At 72.8% G+C, this 14,994-nt stretch carries 13 protein-coding genes; 8 read left to right on the forward strand and 5 right to left on the reverse strand.

Annotated elements, in window-relative coordinates; translation table 11 throughout:
- Positions 1–120: 120 nt before the first annotated feature.
- Positions 121–759 (reverse strand): TetR/AcrR family transcriptional regulator, encoded by a 639-nt coding sequence (locus ACT7CP_RS01445; protein ID WP_445443076.1) that lies wholly within the window; start codon positions 757–759, stop codon positions 121–123.
- A 149-nt stretch (positions 760–908) separates the two neighbouring features.
- Between ACT7CP_RS01445 and ACT7CP_RS01450 the strand changes: the two genes are divergently transcribed.
- Together ACT7CP_RS01450 and ACT7CP_RS01455 are read left to right on the forward strand one after the other, a co-directional pair.
- The gene (locus tag ACT7CP_RS01450) at positions 909–1,805 is read left to right on the forward strand and encodes a poly(ethylene terephthalate) hydrolase family protein (protein ID WP_445443077.1); all 897 of its coding nucleotides are present in this window, start codon (positions 909–911) and stop codon (positions 1,803–1,805) included.
- Between the two features lie 56 nt (positions 1,806–1,861).
- Positions 1,862–2,956: a spore photoproduct lyase family protein gene (locus tag ACT7CP_RS01455; protein ID WP_445443078.1), complete on the forward strand. Its 1,095-nt coding sequence runs from the start codon at positions 1,862–1,864 to the stop codon at positions 2,954–2,956.
- Between the two features lie 64 nt (positions 2,957–3,020).
- On the opposite strand, the gene ACT7CP_RS01460 is transcribed toward ACT7CP_RS01455, so the two are convergent.
- The gene (locus ACT7CP_RS01460; protein ID WP_445443079.1) at positions 3,021–3,563 is read right to left on the reverse strand and encodes a hypothetical protein; all 543 of its coding nucleotides are present in this window, start codon (positions 3,561–3,563) and stop codon (positions 3,021–3,023) included.
- Between the two features lie 251 nt (positions 3,564–3,814).
- Here ACT7CP_RS01460 and ACT7CP_RS01465 point away from each other — a divergent pair, with 251 nt between their 5' ends.
- Positions 3,815–4,207: a hypothetical protein gene (locus tag ACT7CP_RS01465; RefSeq protein ID WP_445443080.1), complete on the forward strand. Its 393-nt coding sequence runs from the start codon at positions 3,815–3,817 to the stop codon at positions 4,205–4,207.
- A gap of 83 nt (positions 4,208–4,290) precedes the next feature.
- On the opposite strand, the gene ACT7CP_RS01470 is transcribed toward ACT7CP_RS01465, so the two are convergent.
- The 3 genes from ACT7CP_RS01470 to ACT7CP_RS01480 form a co-directional block, all read right to left on the reverse strand.
- Positions 4,291–7,491 carry an alpha-mannosidase gene (locus tag ACT7CP_RS01470; protein ID WP_445443081.1) on the reverse strand — a complete coding sequence of 1,067 codons (3,201 nt, stop codon included), beginning with the start codon at positions 7,489–7,491 and terminating at the stop codon, positions 4,291–4,293.
- A 71-nt stretch (positions 7,492–7,562) separates the two neighbouring features.
- Positions 7,563–8,906, reverse strand: a complete 1,344-nt coding sequence (locus tag ACT7CP_RS01475; protein WP_445443082.1) for a 6-phospho-beta-glucosidase — start codon at positions 8,904–8,906, stop codon at positions 7,563–7,565.
- A complete protein-coding gene (locus tag ACT7CP_RS01480) occupies positions 8,903–9,649 on the reverse strand; it encodes a DeoR/GlpR family DNA-binding transcription regulator (protein ID WP_445443083.1) in 747 nt (248 codons plus the stop codon). The genes ACT7CP_RS01475 and ACT7CP_RS01480 overlap by 4 nt, the downstream gene beginning before the upstream one ends.
- Before the next feature lie 208 nt (positions 9,650–9,857).
- Between ACT7CP_RS01480 and ACT7CP_RS01485 the strand changes: the two genes are divergently transcribed.
- The 5 genes from ACT7CP_RS01485 to ACT7CP_RS01505 all read left to right on the forward strand — a co-directional run bounded on the left by ACT7CP_RS01485 (position 9,858) and on the right by ACT7CP_RS01505 (position 14,943).
- Positions 9,858–10,865, forward strand: a complete 1,008-nt coding sequence (locus ACT7CP_RS01485) for a carbohydrate kinase family protein (RefSeq protein ID WP_445443084.1) — start codon at positions 9,858–9,860, stop codon at positions 10,863–10,865.
- Between the two features lie 67 nt (positions 10,866–10,932).
- Positions 10,933–12,225: an extracellular solute-binding protein gene (locus ACT7CP_RS01490; protein WP_445443085.1), complete on the forward strand. Its 1,293-nt coding sequence runs from the start codon at positions 10,933–10,935 to the stop codon at positions 12,223–12,225.
- Positions 12,222–13,256: a carbohydrate ABC transporter permease gene (locus tag ACT7CP_RS01495; protein WP_413962120.1), complete on the forward strand. Its 1,035-nt coding sequence runs from the start codon at positions 12,222–12,224 to the stop codon at positions 13,254–13,256. Before ACT7CP_RS01490 ends, ACT7CP_RS01495 begins: the two co-directional genes overlap by 4 nt.
- Positions 13,253–14,182, forward strand: a complete 930-nt coding sequence (locus tag ACT7CP_RS01500; protein ID WP_445443086.1) for a carbohydrate ABC transporter permease — start codon at positions 13,253–13,255, stop codon at positions 14,180–14,182. Before ACT7CP_RS01495 ends, ACT7CP_RS01500 begins: the two co-directional genes overlap by 4 nt.
- Positions 14,182–14,943, forward strand: coding sequence for a glucosamine-6-phosphate deaminase (locus ACT7CP_RS01505; protein ID WP_413962589.1), 762 nt, complete (start codon positions 14,182–14,184; stop codon positions 14,941–14,943). The genes ACT7CP_RS01500 and ACT7CP_RS01505 overlap by 1 nt, the downstream gene beginning before the upstream one ends.
- The last annotated feature ends 51 nt before the right edge of the window (positions 14,944–14,994 follow it).

Consider the following 14,994-nt stretch of genomic DNA (forward strand, 5'->3'; position numbering starts at 1 on the left):
TCCGGAGGTCTCAGCGGTGGGCATGGCTCGTCCATGAGCATCCGCTCGGCTCACGATCCGCCGGTGTCGGGTCGTGCACAATGCCTTCGCGCTCCCAGGACGCGGGGATTCGCTCCCCGGCTACCGGGATCCGGGTCCCGCGGCCGTGCTCGGAGGGGCGATCCGCCCCGCGGACCCCTGCCCCGCGGCGCGCGACTGCCCCGCGGCGAAGGCGGCGAAGGCCGCGTCGACACGATCCCGGTCCCCGGTGAGGAGCAGGTCGACCATGAGGCCGCGCATCACGCCGAGGATCACGGTGGCCGCGGCCGACGCCTCCGCGGGCGGGCGTCCCGCCGCCTCCAGCGCCCGGGCGATGAGGGCCGTGCGCTCCCGGACGGACCGCGCCACCGCCTCCGCGAAGGGCGGATCGCCGTGGAGGCTGCGCCCGGTGATCGCGATGAAGAGCCGCACGTGCCGGCGTCCCTCGGGATCCGTCGCCCGCGTCCACAGCGCCCGCAGCGGGTCGTCGGCTCCCGCCACCAGGTCCGGGGACGCGAACGTCTCGGCGAGGACGCGCTCGACGATCTCGGTGATGAGCGCGTCGCGGGTCGCGAAGTGGTGCACGAGGGTGGCGTGGCTGACCCCGACGCCGTCGGCGATCCCGCGCAGGGTCAGGTCGTCGAGGCCGTGGTCGAGGACGTGCTCGGTCGCCGCCCGGAGCAGCTCGCCGCGGCGGTGGGCGTAGCGCAGCCGCCGTCCGTCGATCGCGTCGTCGACCATCCGCTCGCCGCCTCCCGCCTCGCTCCCGGCGATTGCTTGACCAACCGGTAGAGCAAATGTAGCGTCCATCGCACGACGTGCCCGCGGGGCCCGGGATCGTGTTCCCGGGGGATCGGACGGGCGCACGGACCGTCCGCGGGGAGGACACGATGACCACGACCACGACCACGACCACGAGGAGCGGCCGGCGCGGCCTGCTCATGACCACGGCGACGATGCTGGTGGCGGCGGGAGCCGCCCTGGGGCTCACCGGCCCCGCCCAGGCGGCGGCCGTCAACCCGTTCGAGCGCGGGCCCGAGCCGAGCGCGGCGAGCATCGAGGCGACGCGCGGGGCGTTCCCGGTGGCGCAGACGTCCGTGTCCCGCCTGGCCGCCCGCGGCTTCGGCGGCGGCACCATCCACTACCCGACGACCACGAGCGCGGGGACGTTCGGGGCGGTCGCCATCGCCCCGGGCTACACGGCCAGGGAGTCGAGCATCGCGTGGCTCGGGCCGCGGCTCGCGTCGCAGGGCTTCGTCGTGTTCACCATCGACACGCTCACCACCTCGGACCAGCCGAGCTCGCGCGGCGACCAGCTCCGCGCGGCGCTGTCCTACCTCGCGACGAGCAGCTCCGTGCGCGACCGGGTCGACGGCTCCCGGCTCGCCGTCATGGGCCACTCGATGGGCGGCGGCGGATCCCTGCAGGCCGCGAAGGACGACCCCGCCATCCGCGCCGTCATCCCGATGACGCCCTACAACCTCGACAAGACCTGGCCGGAGGTCGTGGCGCCCACGCTCATCATCGGCGCCGAGGACGACCGCACCGCTCCGGTGGCCCGCCACGCCGAGCCCTTCTACGAGTCGCTGACGCGGGCGTCGGAGAAGGCGTACCTGGAGCTCCGTGGCGCCAGCCACTTCGCGCCGAACGTCTCGAACACGACGATCGCGCGTGCCAGCATCGCCTGGCTCAAGCGCCACGTCGACGGCGACCTGCGCTACGAGCGCTTCATCTGCCCGGCGCCGCAGGTGGGCCTCGACATCAGCGAGTACCGCAGCACCTGCTGAGCACCGCGGCCGCGGGGTCCGGCGACGATGTCGGGGGTGGTCGGTAGAACGGATCCGTGACCACCCCCGCCCCCGTCGCCGACCCGCGGCCACGCCGCGGCCTGCTCGACATCACGCGCATCTACGCCGAGCCGGCCGCCCTCGAGCTGCCGCGCGGGCAGGAGATCGTGGCCGCCTGGCCGGACGCGACCATCGTGGAGGTGGCCTCGCACTGGCAGATCCCGGAGGTGCACGGCGACGAGGCGAACGTCGCGCGCTGGGTGCGCATCAAGACCGAGGCGCTCGTCGTGGGCGTCAAGAAGTCGCTCGTCACGCGGCCCAACGGGCGCTCCGCCGACTTCATCGCCCCGTCGACCGCGAACGGCTGCGCCATGGCGTGCGCTTACTGCTACGTGCCGAGACGCAAGGGCTACAGCAACCCCATCACGGTGTTCGCGAACATCGAGCAGATCCACCGCCACGTGGCCCGCCACATCGCCAAGCAGGGCCCCAAGACCGAGGCGAACCAGTGCGACCCCGAGGCGTGGGTCTACGACATCGGAGAGAACAGCGACTGCTCGGCCGACGCGCGCGTGAGCGCGAACGTGCGGGACCTCGTCGAGCTGTTCCGCATGTCGCCCACGGCCAAGGCGTCCTTCGCCACCAAGCACGTCAACCGCGACCTGCTCGACTGGGATCCCATGGGCCGCACGCGCGTGCGCTTCTCGCTCATGCCCGAGGCCGTCGCGCGCGTCACCGACATCCGCACGTCGCCCATCGCCGAGCGCATCGCCGCCATCGACGACTTCGTCGAGGCGGGGTACGAGGTGCACCTCAACTTCTCGCCCGTCATCCTCACGCCGGGCTGGCGCGCCGAGTGGGAGCAGCTGCTCCGCACGCTCGACGACACGCTCAGCGCCCGCACCAAGGCGCAGCTCGCGGCCGAGGTCATCATGCTCACGCACAACGAGCAGCTCCACGAGGTGAACATGGGCTGGCACCCGAAGGCCGAGGAGCTCATCTGGCAGCCGGGGATGCAGGAGCAGAAGGTCAGCGAGAACGGCGCGGTCAACGTGCGCTACCGCCGCGGGCTCAAGGGCGACGCGGTGGCCGAGTTCACCGCTCTCGTGCGGCGGATCATGCCGTACTGCCGCATCCGCTACGCGTTCTGAAGCTGCCCGGACGCACGACGGCGGGGCGCCCCGTAGGGCACCCCGCCGTCGTGACGTGTGGTGACTAGCTCTTGAAGCGGTCGATCCAGCCGGCGACGGGACGCTGCTGCTCGCCCTGCTGCGCGGCGAGGACGACGAGCACCGAGGTCATCGCGGGGATGAGCCACTGCAGCGCCTTCTGCTGCTTCTGCGCGCCCGCGAGCTCCTTCGAGGCGCCGGCGCCGGGCTCGGTCGTGCCCTCGGCACCCTCGTCCGCGTGCTTGGCCATCTTGCCGCCGACGAGGGCGGAGTAGAGCGTCGTGCTCGCGGCGACGATGGTCAGCACGGCCTTGACGTTCGTGTTGGAGCGGGCCTCGCCCTGGCTCGCGAGGCGGCCCTTGTTGGCATAGATGAGGCCGAGGCCGCCGACGGCGTGGATCGCGAGCGAGCCGAGCTGGACGGGCGCCCACTTGGCCCAGCCGATGGACGAGAGGCGCAGGCGCTCCTGCGGGTCCTTCGCGGCGGCGGCGGCGCCGTTGAGGCCGACGGCGCCCATCAGCGATCCGCCGAACCAGGCCGCGAGGCCGAGGTCGTGCATGCTCCGGATGACGGTGTTGCGTTCTGACATGTGCATCTCCCAGTGGTTGTCCGTGGCCGCGCGGGGGCCGGCCGATGTCCTGTGCGTGGGACGCTACGCCCGGGATCGAGCAGTGTGTCGGCCGTCGGCGGATGTCCAGGCTCGCCGTGAGGAACGGCCGCCCGACGGACCTCAACGGATCCTGGGAGTCGGGCCGCCGGACCTTGGCGCGCGGCCCTGGGCCGGGTTCGGTGGAGATGGTGCCCGTCGAGCGGCGGGTCCGCGGTCGAGGGGATCGGTACATGGGCAAGGCGTGGATGGTGATGGTCGCGGCGGTTCTCGGCGGCCACGGGTTCGTGGGGCTCTTCATCGAGGGGACGCACCTCCTCGGGATCCTGAACGTCGACTTCTTCGTCGACGTCCTCTACCTCGGCAGCGCGGTCATGCTGCTGATCGCCGGGACCCGGCAGATCGGGCCCGGCGCGATCCGCGGCACGCTCCTCGCGTTCGGCGGGCTGTTCACGCTCATGGGGATCCTCAGCATCATCGACAACGAGCTCGGCGGCCTCACGCCCACCGGCTTCACGATCGTCGACGACTTCCTCTTCTTCGGCCTGGGCCTCTCGGGCCTCGCCCTCGCGGTGACCCCCAGCTCGGTCGAGCCCCTCACCACGGGCGGCAAGGCCCTCAACTAGCGGCCCGCACGACGACGAGGGCGCGACCCGGCTTCAGCCGGATCGCGCCCTCGCGTCGTCGCCGGCGTCGCGCCGGCTCCGGGTCAGGCCCGGTGGATCCGCACCGTGATCACCTGGAACGCCCGGAGCACCAGCCGCACGCCGCGGCCGTCGGCCTCCGGCTCGAACGCGAGCGACCGCGGGAAGCCCTCGCCGAGCGGGCGCTCCAGCACGTCCACCTCGGTGAAGCGGTCGGCGTCGAGGTGCGCCCCGAGCCGGGTCGCGACGCGCGCGCCGGTCGACTCGTAGAGCCGGACGATCACGTCGCCCGAGCCGTCGTCGGCGAGCTTCAGGGCCTCGATCCGCACCGTGCCGCCGTGCACCGAGACGAGCCCGGCCCCGGTCGGCAGGGACGACGGGACGGCGTCGGCGGATGCCGGTGCCGCGTCGACCTCGGCGGGGGACGCCGTGCCGAGCGGCGCGGCCGAGGCGTCACCCGCGTGCACGACCCGCACGGGCAGGTTCTGCTCGAGGCCGGCGTCGACCGCGCCCTCGATGCCCACGCCCGGCACGAGCGCGTACTCGAAGCGGTGGTGGCCGATGTCCTGCACGGGGTCGGGGGAGCGGGCGGCCCGGACCAGGCTGATCCGCAGCTCCGTCTCCACCTCGCCCGTCGCGCCGACCGTGCGCGTGATGTCGTGGCCGTAGCTGCCCGCGTTCGTGAGGGCGACGCCGTAGCCGGGCTCCTCCACGTGCACGAACCGGTGGGCCATGACCTCGAAGCGCGCCTCGTCCCACGACGTGTTCGTGTGCGTGGGGCGGCGGACGTGCCCGAACTGGATCTCCGCGCTGTGGTGCTGCGCGTGGATCGACAGCGGGAAGGTCACCTTGAGGAGCTTCTCGTCCTCGAGCCAGTCGAGGTCGGCCGTCGCGTGGATCCGCGCGTCGTCGGCGTGCAGCGACACCCGCTGCACGACGCGCGAGCGCCCGAACTGCCGCACGACCTCGACGGTGGCGCGGAGGGGCGAGTCCTCGACGAGCTCGACCGAGGCGGCGTCCACCAGGTCGGTACGGCTCGCGCGGTAGTGCGCGTCGACGTCCCACGCGTCCCACGCGGTGGGGATGTCCTCGTGCAGCTGCAGCAGGTTCGCGACGCGACCGGCCGGCACGAGCTCGCGGTCGGCGGAGCGCCGGTCGACGATCGACGTGATGAGGCCGCGCGCGTCCAGCGTCACGCGGAGCAGCCCGTTGTCGAGGACGGTGCCGCCGTCGGCGCGCGTCGTCACGACGGGGGAGGCCGGCTCCACGGCGACGAGCGGCGCGATCCCGCTGCCGGGCACCGCGACGAGCGCCAGCGCGGATCCGTCGGGCGCCTCCACGAGCGCCGTGCGCGCGTGGCCGGTCGAGTTCACCGCGAACGCGCCGGACCCGTCGCCCTCGCCGTCGGCGACGGCCTGCGCCGTGACCCGCGCGATGGCGTCGGCGACGAGCGCCTCGAGCTCGGCGAGGCTGCGGGCGTAGTCCTCCTCGTTCTCCCGGTGCACCCACGTGATGGAGGAGCCGGGGAGGATGTCGTGGAACTGCTGCAGCAGGGTCTGCTTCCAGAGCCGGTCGAGCGCGGCGTACGGGTACTCGGCGCCCGTGCGGACGGCCGCGATCGTCCACCACAGCTCGGCCTCGCGCAGGCGGTGCTCGGCCTGGCGGTTGCCGCGCTTCTCGCGGGCGTGCGAGGTGAAGGTGCCGCGGTGCAGCTCCAGGTACAGCTCGCCGACCCACACCGGTGCGTCGGGGTACTCGGCCTCGGCCTTGCGGAAGAACTCGTCCGGGTGCTCGACGACGACCTTCGGCGACCCCTCGAGGTCGGCCGTGCGGCGCTGGCGCTCCATCATGTCGCGCGTGGGCCCGCCGCCGCCGTCGCCGTAGCCGAAGGGCGCGAGCGACATGGTGGCGCGGCCCTTCTCGCGGAACTGGCGCACCGCGTGGTGCGTCTCCTCCGCCTCGAGCGTGGAGTTGTAGGTGTCGATGGGCGGGAAGTGGGTGAAGATCCGCGACCCGTCGATGCCCTCCCAGAAGAAGGTGTGGTGCGGGAACGTGTTGGTCTGGTTCCAGGAGAGCTTCTGCGTGAGGAACCAGTCGAGGCCCGCGAGCTTCGCGATCTGCGGGAACGACGCCGTGTAGCCGAACGAGTCCGGCAACCACACGCCGTGCGTCTCGACGCCGAGCTCCTCCTGGAAGAAGCGCATGCCGTGCGTGAGCTGGCGGATCATCGCCTCGCCGCCCGGCAGGTTGCCGTCGGGCTCGATCCACATGGATCCGACCGGGTACCAGGTGCCGTCCGCGATGGCCTGCTTGATCCCCGCGAAGACCGTGGGGTAGTTCTCCTTCACCCACACGTACTGCTGCGCCTGGGAGCACGCGAAGCGGAAGTCGGGGTACTGCTCGGCGAGCCGGAGGACGTTGGAGAAGGTGCGGGCGGTCTTGCGCTTCGTCTCGCGGATGGGCCAGAGCCAGGCGCTGTCGATGTGGGCGTGGCCGACGCCGCTCAGCGTGTGGGCGCTCGGCACCGCGGGGCGGGACAGCACCTCGGCGAGCTCGGCGCGGGCGGCGGACGCGGTGCCGACGATGTCGTCCATCGCGAGCACGTCGAGCGCGCGCTCGATCGCGCGCAGCACCTCGTGGCGGCGCGGCTCGGTCTCGGGCAGCTCCATGAGCAGCTGGTACAGCACCTCGACGTCGAAGCGCAGGGCCCACACCTCGGGCTCGAACACGGCGAGCTCGGCCTGGCGGAAGCGGTAGATGGGCTCGGCGGGCGCGGTCGCCTTGTCGCCGTAGGGCGTGGGCACGAACTCGTTCACGAGGATGTCGGGGTTGCCCGCCGCCTCCATCAGGAAGCGCACCGGCTCGCCGCCGGCCGCCTCGTCGTGCAGGCGCACGTAGGTGTTGCGCGGGTGGATCCCCTTGATCGGCACGCCGTCCATGGTGTGCACGAGGCACTCGGCCTGGTTGCCCGGCCAGTCCCCGATGAAGCCGGGGTCGATGAGCAGCTCGACCGTGCGGCCGGCCCACTCGGCGGGCACCTCGCCGGTGACCTCGAACCACCACGTCGACCACGCGCGGCCCCACGGCTGGCCGAGCTCGAAGGGCAGGTACTCCTGCTGCATGGCCTCCGCGACGGGCACGGGCTCGTCGGGCGCCATCCACGCGCGCAGCGAGACGGGCGTCTTCGCGGAGTAGACGGCGGGCGTGATCCGCTCATGCAGCGCGCGGAGGATCCGCTCCTGGACGAGCTTCTGGTTCTGGTGCATGGGGGTCCTCCGGGACGTCGGGACGCGGTCGGTCGGGCGAGCGGGCGGGTGCGGGCGCGGGCGGATCCGCGTCAGCGCAGGTAGGAGAGCGCCGGGAACGCGTGCATCGCGTCCTCCAGCAGGGAGCGCGCGACCGTGACCGAGTCGACGAGCGGGTGGTGCGCGAGGGCGCGGACGGCGGCGGCGCGGGATCCGCCGAGGCCGGCCTCGATGGTCTGCCGCTCCACGTACTTGGCGTTCGTCACGAGGCCCACGCCGAAGTCGGGCAGCTCCGTGCCCGCCACCGGGTGCGCGCCGCGGGCGTCGACGATGCACGGCACCTCGACCACGGCGTCCGCGTCGAGCGACGCGAGCGTGCCGCGGTTGCGGACGTTGAGGATCAGGCGCGCGCTCTGGTCGTACGCGATGCCGCGCATGAGCGCGATCGCGACGTCCTCGTAGCCGCCGGAGACGAGGTCGTCCTCGTCGCGGTCGCCCATGCCGGCCGACTGCCGGTTCGTCGCCATGTAGGTGGTCTCGCGGTCGAGGCGCGTGCGCTCCCAGAGCGCGAGCGCGGACACGTCGTGCCGGTGCTCGAGCTGCTCGTAGAACCGGCCCTGCTGCTCCACGAGGAAGGCGCCGCGGGTCTGCGCGGCGAGCTGGTCGGCGTGCCGCACTTCGCGCCTGAAGTAGTAGTAGTGCAGGTACTCGTTCGGCACGGCGCCGAGCTCGGTGACCCACTCCGCGCCGAAGAGCCGGCCCTCCTCGAACGTGCCGATGAGGTCGGGGCGGGCCATGAGGTCCGGCAGCACGTCGGTGCCGTCGACCCGGAGGCCGCGCAGCCAGCCGAGGTGGTTGAGGCCGGCGTAGTCGATGACCACGTCGTCGCCCGCGACGCCGAGCGCGCCGAGCACGCGGCGGGCGAGGCCGATGGGCGAGTCGCAGATGCCGATGACGCGGTCGCCGAGCACGCGCGACATCGCCTCGGTCACGACGCCCGCGGGGTTCGTGAAGTTGATGACCCACGCGTCGGGGGCCTGGACGCGGATCCGCTCGGCGAGGTCCATGACCACCGGCAGCGTCCGCAGCGCGTAGGAGATGCCGCCGTAGCCGACGGTCTCCTGCCCGATCACGCCGTGCGCCATGCCGAGCCGCTCGTCGCACGAGCGCCCGGCCATGCCGCCCACGCGGATCGCCGAGAAGACGAACGCGGCGCCCGCGAGCGCCTCGTCGAGGTCGGTGTGCAGCGTGATCACGGGGGCGTCCGGGTAGGCCGCGGCCTGCTCGGCGAGCACGCGCGCGACGGCCGTGAGGCGCACCTCGTCGGTGTCGTAGAGGGCCACGTGCGAGACGCGGCCGGCCTCGTGGTCGCGCAGCAGCGCCGAGTACACGAGCGGGACGCGGAAGCCGCCCCCGCCCAGGATGGTCAACCTCATGCGACGGTCACCGACACTCCCTTGTCCGCGAGGCCCTGCGACACCCGCGCGTGCGGGGCGGCCTCGGTGATCAGCTGCGTCAGCGACGCGGTGGGGGCGACACGGCCGGCGCCGGTGCCCGGGAACTTGGAGGAGTCGGCGAGCACCGTGACCCGGTCGCTCACCTCCGCCATCGCGCGCTTGATGGGCACCTGGGCCATCGTCGTGTCGCGCAGGTCGCCGTTGTCGGCGATGCCGCTCACGCCGACGAAGGCGTGGTCGGCGTGCAGCATCCGCAGGCTCTCGGCCGTGAGCGGGCCGGACACCGAGCGGTAGACCGGATCCCAGTCGCCCGGCAGCAGGATGAGCTTCACGGCCCGGTCGTCGCGCAGCACGTCGAACGCGGCGATGCTCGCCGTGATCACCGTGAGGGACCGGCCGCGCAGCTGCTCCGCCAGGTGCAGCGTGGTCGTGCCGATGTCGAGCACGACCGACTGGCCGTCCTGGACCTGCGCCGCGGCGGCCCGGGCGATGCGCTCCTTGGCCTCCCGGTTGACCTGCTCGACCTCGGCGAAGGGCGCGTCGACCTCGGTGAGGACGGCGCCGCCGTGCGTGCGCCGGAGCGCCCCCTGCTCGTCGAGCCGGGCCAGGTCGCGGCGGATGGTGGCCTCGCTCGTGCCGGCGGCGTCGGCGAGCTCCGCGACCGTCGCGCTGCGGCTGGCGCGCAGCCGGTCGAGGATCACGAACTCTCGGGCGTCTCTCATGGACTGAACATTAGCGCGCAGGATCGAGCAGAAACAATCTTGTAATAAACAAAGTCTTCCATCCATGTGCTCACATGGGCTAGAAACGTCACTACCGGTCGCCGCCCCTGGTCGACCGCGTCCCGCCGGCAGCGTCGCCGTCGGCGGACCGCCCTCCCCGCTCCCCGTGCCCCGCACGGCGCGGCCCACCGAGAAGCCGAGGCCCGACGTGTCCGCAGCATCCCGCACCGAGCAGAGCCCCGCCGGGCTGCTGGTCGTCGGCCAGCTGTTCGCCGACGTCGTGTTCGGTGAGCTGCCGAGCGAGCCGCGTCCGGGTCACGAGATCTGGACGTCGTCCTTCGGCCACGGGCCGGGCGGCATCGCGAACTTCGCCCTCGCCGGCGCCCGCCTCGGGGTGCCCACCGCCATCGCGGCGGCCGTGGGCACGGATCCCTTCTCCCTCCTGGTGCGCGCCGCGCTCGCCGCGGAGGGCGTCGTGCTCGACCACCTCGTGACCCTCGACGACTGGGCGCTGCCCGTCACGGCCTCGCTCGGCTACGACGACGACCGCGCCCTCGTCACGGGCGGCGTGCCCTGCCCGCTCGGCTCCGACGAGCTCGTCCCGGGCGAGGTGCCCGCGGCCGCCGCGGCGCTCGTGCACCTGGATCCGCACCGCAGCTCCTGGGTCGGCCGCGCCGCCGCCGCCGGCACCGACGTGTACGCCGACGTGGGCTGGGACCCGTCCGAGCGCTGGGACCCGGCGATCCTCGACCAGCTCGACGAGTGCCACGCCTTCCTCCCGAACGAGCTCGAGGCGTCCGCGTACACGGGCACCGACTCGGCCGTCGAGGCCGCCCGGGCGCTCGCCCGCCGCGTGCCGCTCAGCGTCGTGACCGCCGGATCCCGCGGCGTCGTCGCCGTCGACGCCGCCCGCGGTGAGGAGGTCGTCCGCCCGCCGCTCGCGGTCCGCGCGATCGACGCCACGGGCGCCGGCGACGTGTTCGGCGCCGCGCTCGCCGCCTCCGCCCGCGCGCCCTGGAGCCTCACCGAGCGCGTCGACTTCGCGTGCCTGGTCGCGGGGATCACGGTCACGCGCCCCGGCGGCGCGTCCGGCGCCCCTCGGCTCGACGAGCTCGTGCCGTGGCTCCTGGCGCACCCCGACGCCGCCGAGCCCGGCCGCTACGACTACCTCTCCGACGCCCTCGCCCATCCGGACGGCGCGCGCCTGCTCGCCTGACGCGCACCACCCGCCCTCCCACCCGCCCGCTCCGACCTGCCCGTCCCCCACCGAATCGAGAACCACCATGCCCCACCACCCCGCCCGCCGCGCACGTGCCCGGCGCCTCGTCGTCGGCGTCGCCGCCCTCGCGCTCCTCGCGCCGGTCCTCGCCTCCTGCTCGTCGTCGTCGTCATCGGGATCCTCGGCCGGCGGCGAGCTCGACCTGTGGATCTGGCCGGACGGCCTCAGCCAGACGGTGCTCGACCAGGTGCCGGACCAGGTGCCCGGCACCACGCTCAACGTCTCCACCATCGGCGGCGACTTCAAGCAGAAGCTCGTCACCACGTTCACGGGCCGCTCGGGACTGCCGTCCATCACGGGGGTCAAGGGCGAGGACATGCCCTACTTCATCAGCGAGGACGGGCTCTTCGAGAACCTCGACGACCTGGGCGCGAAGGACGTGGCGGACCAGTACCCGGCGTGGAAGCTCAAGGAGGCGACCACGGAGGACGGCCAGCTCATCGGCCTCCCCATCGACATCGGCCCCACCGCCCTCTACTACCGCGCCGACGTCTTCCAGGCGGCCGGCCTCCCGAGCGAGCCGGCCGACGTGGCCGCGGCCACCGCCACCTGGGACGACTACTTCGCGTTCGGGAAGAAGCTCAAGGAGGCCACCGGCGGCGCGATCTTCGTGGACGCCTCCGACGTGTTCACCAAGTCCATCGGCCAGGGCACCACGCGCTTCGTCGACGAGGCGGGCGACTTCACGGGCGACAGCCCGGAGATCAAGGAGGCGTGGGACCGCGCCGTGCTCGCGTACCAGGACGGCCTCACCGCGAACGTGACCGACGGCAGCCCCGACTGGGCGTCGGCGATCACGAACGGCTCGCTCCCGGCGCTCCTCGGCGCCTCGTGGTACCAGGCCGACCTCAAGAGCGCGACGGCCGACACCTCCGGCGACTGGCGCGTGGCCCCCATGCCCGGCGGCCCGGCCAACATCGGCGGCTCGTTCCTCTCCATCCCCGCCGGCACGAAGGACCCCGAGGCCGCGTTCGCGGTGATCAAGGACGTGCTCGACCAGGACAACCAGGTCACCGCGTACGCCGACAAGGGCATCTTCCCGTCGGCCACCGCCGCCTACGACGCCCCCGAGCTGCAGGAGGGCGACCCGTTCTTCGGCGGCCAGTCGACCGTCGGCGTCTTCGCCGATGCCGCGGCCAAGATGCCTACGGCCTACACGAGCCCCTACGACAACCAGGTGCAGGCCGCGTTCGTCACCGAGCTGCAGAACGTCACCTCCCTCGGCAAGGACCCGGAGCAGGCGTGGGAGGACGCCGTCTCCGCGGGCGAGGCCGCGCTGAAGACCGCGAAGCAGTGATCCCCACCGTCGTCCGCCCGGGAGGGCGCCTGCGCGCGTCCTCCCGGGCGGGCGCGGGTGCCCCGGGCCCCGCGCGCTCCCGCGGGGCCGCCGGCACCCGCGGCCTCCGCCGCACGTGGCCGTACTACGCGGCCATCGCGCCGTTCTTCGTGCTGTTCGCGATCTTCGGGCTGTTCCCCGCGCTCTACTCGCTCGTCCTCTCCTTCCAGGACTGGAACGGGCTCGGCACGGCGGAGTGGGTGGGCCTCGCGAACTTCCAGGCCCTCGCGGCCGACCCCACCTTCTGGCTGTCCATCCGCAACACCCTGGTGATCTTCGCGCTCTCGACCTTCCCGATGATGGCGATCGCCGTCGTGGTCGCGGCCATGCTCAACTCGGCGAAGCGCCTCAGCACCTTCTACAAGATCAGCTACTTCGTGCCGAACGTGACCTCGGTGGTCGCCATGGCCGTGCTCTTCGGCTCGATCTTCGGCGACAGCTTCGGGCTCGTGAACGCGGGGCTCCGCGCCATCGGGTTGGACGGCGTCGCGTGGCTCTCGACGCCGTGGGCGATCCAGGTGACCATCGCGATCCTCATCACCTACCAGTGGACCGGCTACAACGCGATCATCTTCCTCGCGGGCATGCAGGCCATCGGCACCGAGGTCTACGAGGCCGCCAAGCTCGACGGCGCCGGCGCGATCCGCACGTTCTGGTCGGTGACGCTGCCGCTGCTGCGCCCCACGATCCTCTTCGTGCTCGTCGTCTCCACCATCACCGGCCTGCAGAGCTTCACCGAGGCGCAGGTGCTCACGGCCTCCTCGAGCACCACCAACCCGAACTCGGGCGGCGCCGGCCAGGCCGGCCTCACGACGGTCCTGTACTTCTACCAGCAGGCCTTCAACTACAACCGCTTCGGCTACGGCGCCGCCATCGCCTGGGGCGTCTTCCTCCTCGTCGTGATCTTCTCGATCATCAGCTTCCGGCTGGGCGCGGAGAAGAAGGAGAAGCCCGTGCGGACGCCCGGCACCAGGAAGGGACAGCGCGCATGAGCACGACCGTCCACGCCGCGGGATCCGCCGCGGCCCGCATCGCCGACGAGGCCGCGGGCCGCCCGCGCACCCGCGCCGAGCGCACCGGCCGGCCCGCGGGTCGTCGGCAGCTGCCGCCCGCCCGGGTGGTCCTGCACGGGGTGCTCTTCGCCGGATCCATCGTGAGCCTGTTCCCGCTCTACTGGCTCGTGGTGATGGCGAGCAACACCACGAGCGACATCTACAAGTCGCCGCCCGTGCTCGTGCCGGGGCCGTACCTGTGGGAGAACATCCAGGCCGTGTTCCGCACGATCGACTTCGGCGGATCGCTGATGAACACGGTCATCGTGGCGGTGTCCGTCACGGTGCTCGTGCTGTTCTTCGACTCGATCGCGGCGTTCACGTTCGCGAAGTACGAGTTCCCCGGCCGGCGCGCGCTGTTCGCGCTGCTGCTCGTGACCTTCATGCTGCCCGCGCAGCTGTCGGTGATCCCGCAGTTCGTGACGATGATCAACCTCGGCTGGGTCGGCCAGCTGCAGGCGCTCATCGTGCCGGCGGCGGCGAACGCGTTCGGCATCTTCTGGCTGCGGCAGTTCATCGTCTCGAGCGTGCCGGACGAGCTCATCGACGCCGCCCGCATCGACGGCGCCGGGTTCTTCCGGCAGTACCTCACGGTGTGCCTGCCGCTCATCCGGCCGGGCCTCGGGTTCCTCGGGATCTTCACTTTCATCGCCGCGTGGAACGACTACCTGTGGCCGCTCATCGTGCTGAACGACCCGGGCACGCTCACGCTGCAGGTGGCGATGAGCCAGCTCAACAGCGCCCACGGCAAGGACTACGGCATGGTCATGGCGGGCGCGCTGCTCGCGGTGATCCCGCTCATCATCGTGTTCCTCATCGGCGCGAAGCAGTTCATCGGCGACATCGCGAAGGGCGCGCTGAAGTGATGCCGCCCGCGTCGCGGTCCGTCGTGGTGACGGCCGTCGATGACCTCGCGGGCCTCGGGTCCGCCGCGGCCGACGTGGTGGAGGCGTTCCTCGCGGAGGAGCCGGCGGGCGTGCTGGGGGTGGCGACCGGATCCAGCCCCGAGCCGCTCTACGCGGAGCTCGCCCGGCGCCGCCTGGAGCGCGGCCTCGTCACCGACGGGCTGTCGCTCGTCGCGCTCGACGAGTACGTGGGTCTGCCGGCCGGGCACCCGGAGTCGTACCTCTCCTTCGTGCGCACGCGCATCGCGCAGCCGCTGGGCGTGCCCGACGCGCGCGTCGTGGTGCCGGACGGCGGCGCGGCGGATCCGCAGGCGGCCGCCGCGGAGCACGAGCGCCGCATCCGCCGGCTGGGCGGCGCGGGGCTGCAGATCGTGGGCATCGGCGCGAACGGGCACCTCGGCTTCAACGAGCCGGGCTCGCCCCTCGCGGGCACGAGCCGCGTGGTGGAGCTCGCGGCGGCGACGCGTCGCGACAACGCGCGGTACTTCGGCGGCGATCCGGAGCGCGTGCCGACGCACGCCATCACGCAGGGCATCGCGACGATCCTCTCGGCCCGGCGGATCCTGCTGGTCGCCTCGGGCGCGCACAAGGCCCACGCGCTCGCGGCGGCGCTCACCGGGCCCGTGACGGTGGACGTGCCCGCCTCCGTGCTCCAGCGACACCGGCGCGTGACCGTGGTCGCCGACCGGGCCGCGCTCGCGGGGCTCGGGTCGCCCGCCTGACCGGGCCGCCGCCCCGCACCGTCCCCGACCCGCACGTCCCCCTGCCCGCGC

The sequence above is a fragment of the Clavibacter rahimiani genome, assembly GCF_052654495.1.

Bases quoted from the DNA above. Each gene is read 5' to 3' on its own strand.
- ACT7CP_RS01445 (WP_445443076.1), bottom strand. From the start codon at position 759: ATGGTCGACGACGCGATCGACGGACGGCGGCTGCGCTACGCCCACCGC.
- ACT7CP_RS01450 (WP_445443077.1), top strand. From the start codon at position 909: ATGACCACGACCACGACCACGACCACGAGGAGCGGCCGGCGCGGCCTG.
- ACT7CP_RS01460 (WP_445443079.1), bottom strand. From the start codon at position 3,563: ATGTCAGAACGCAACACCGTCATCCGGAGCATGCACGACCTCGGCCTC.
- ACT7CP_RS01465 (WP_445443080.1), top strand. From the start codon at position 3,815: ATGGGCAAGGCGTGGATGGTGATGGTCGCGGCGGTTCTCGGCGGCCAC.
- ACT7CP_RS01470 (WP_445443081.1), bottom strand. From the start codon at position 7,491: ATGCACCAGAACCAGAAGCTCGTCCAGGAGCGGATCCTCCGCGCGCTG.
- ACT7CP_RS01475 (WP_445443082.1), bottom strand. From the start codon at position 8,906: ATGAGGTTGACCATCCTGGGCGGGGGCGGCTTCCGCGTCCCGCTCGTG.
- ACT7CP_RS01480 (WP_445443083.1), bottom strand. From the start codon at position 9,649: ATGAGAGACGCCCGAGAGTTCGTGATCCTCGACCGGCTGCGCGCCAGC.
- ACT7CP_RS01490 (WP_445443085.1), top strand. From the start codon at position 10,933: ATGCCCCACCACCCCGCCCGCCGCGCACGTGCCCGGCGCCTCGTCGTC.
- ACT7CP_RS01500 (WP_445443086.1), top strand. From the start codon at position 13,253: ATGAGCACGACCGTCCACGCCGCGGGATCCGCCGCGGCCCGCATCGCC.
- ACT7CP_RS01505 (WP_413962589.1), top strand. From the start codon at position 14,182: ATGCCGCCCGCGTCGCGGTCCGTCGTGGTGACGGCCGTCGATGACCTC.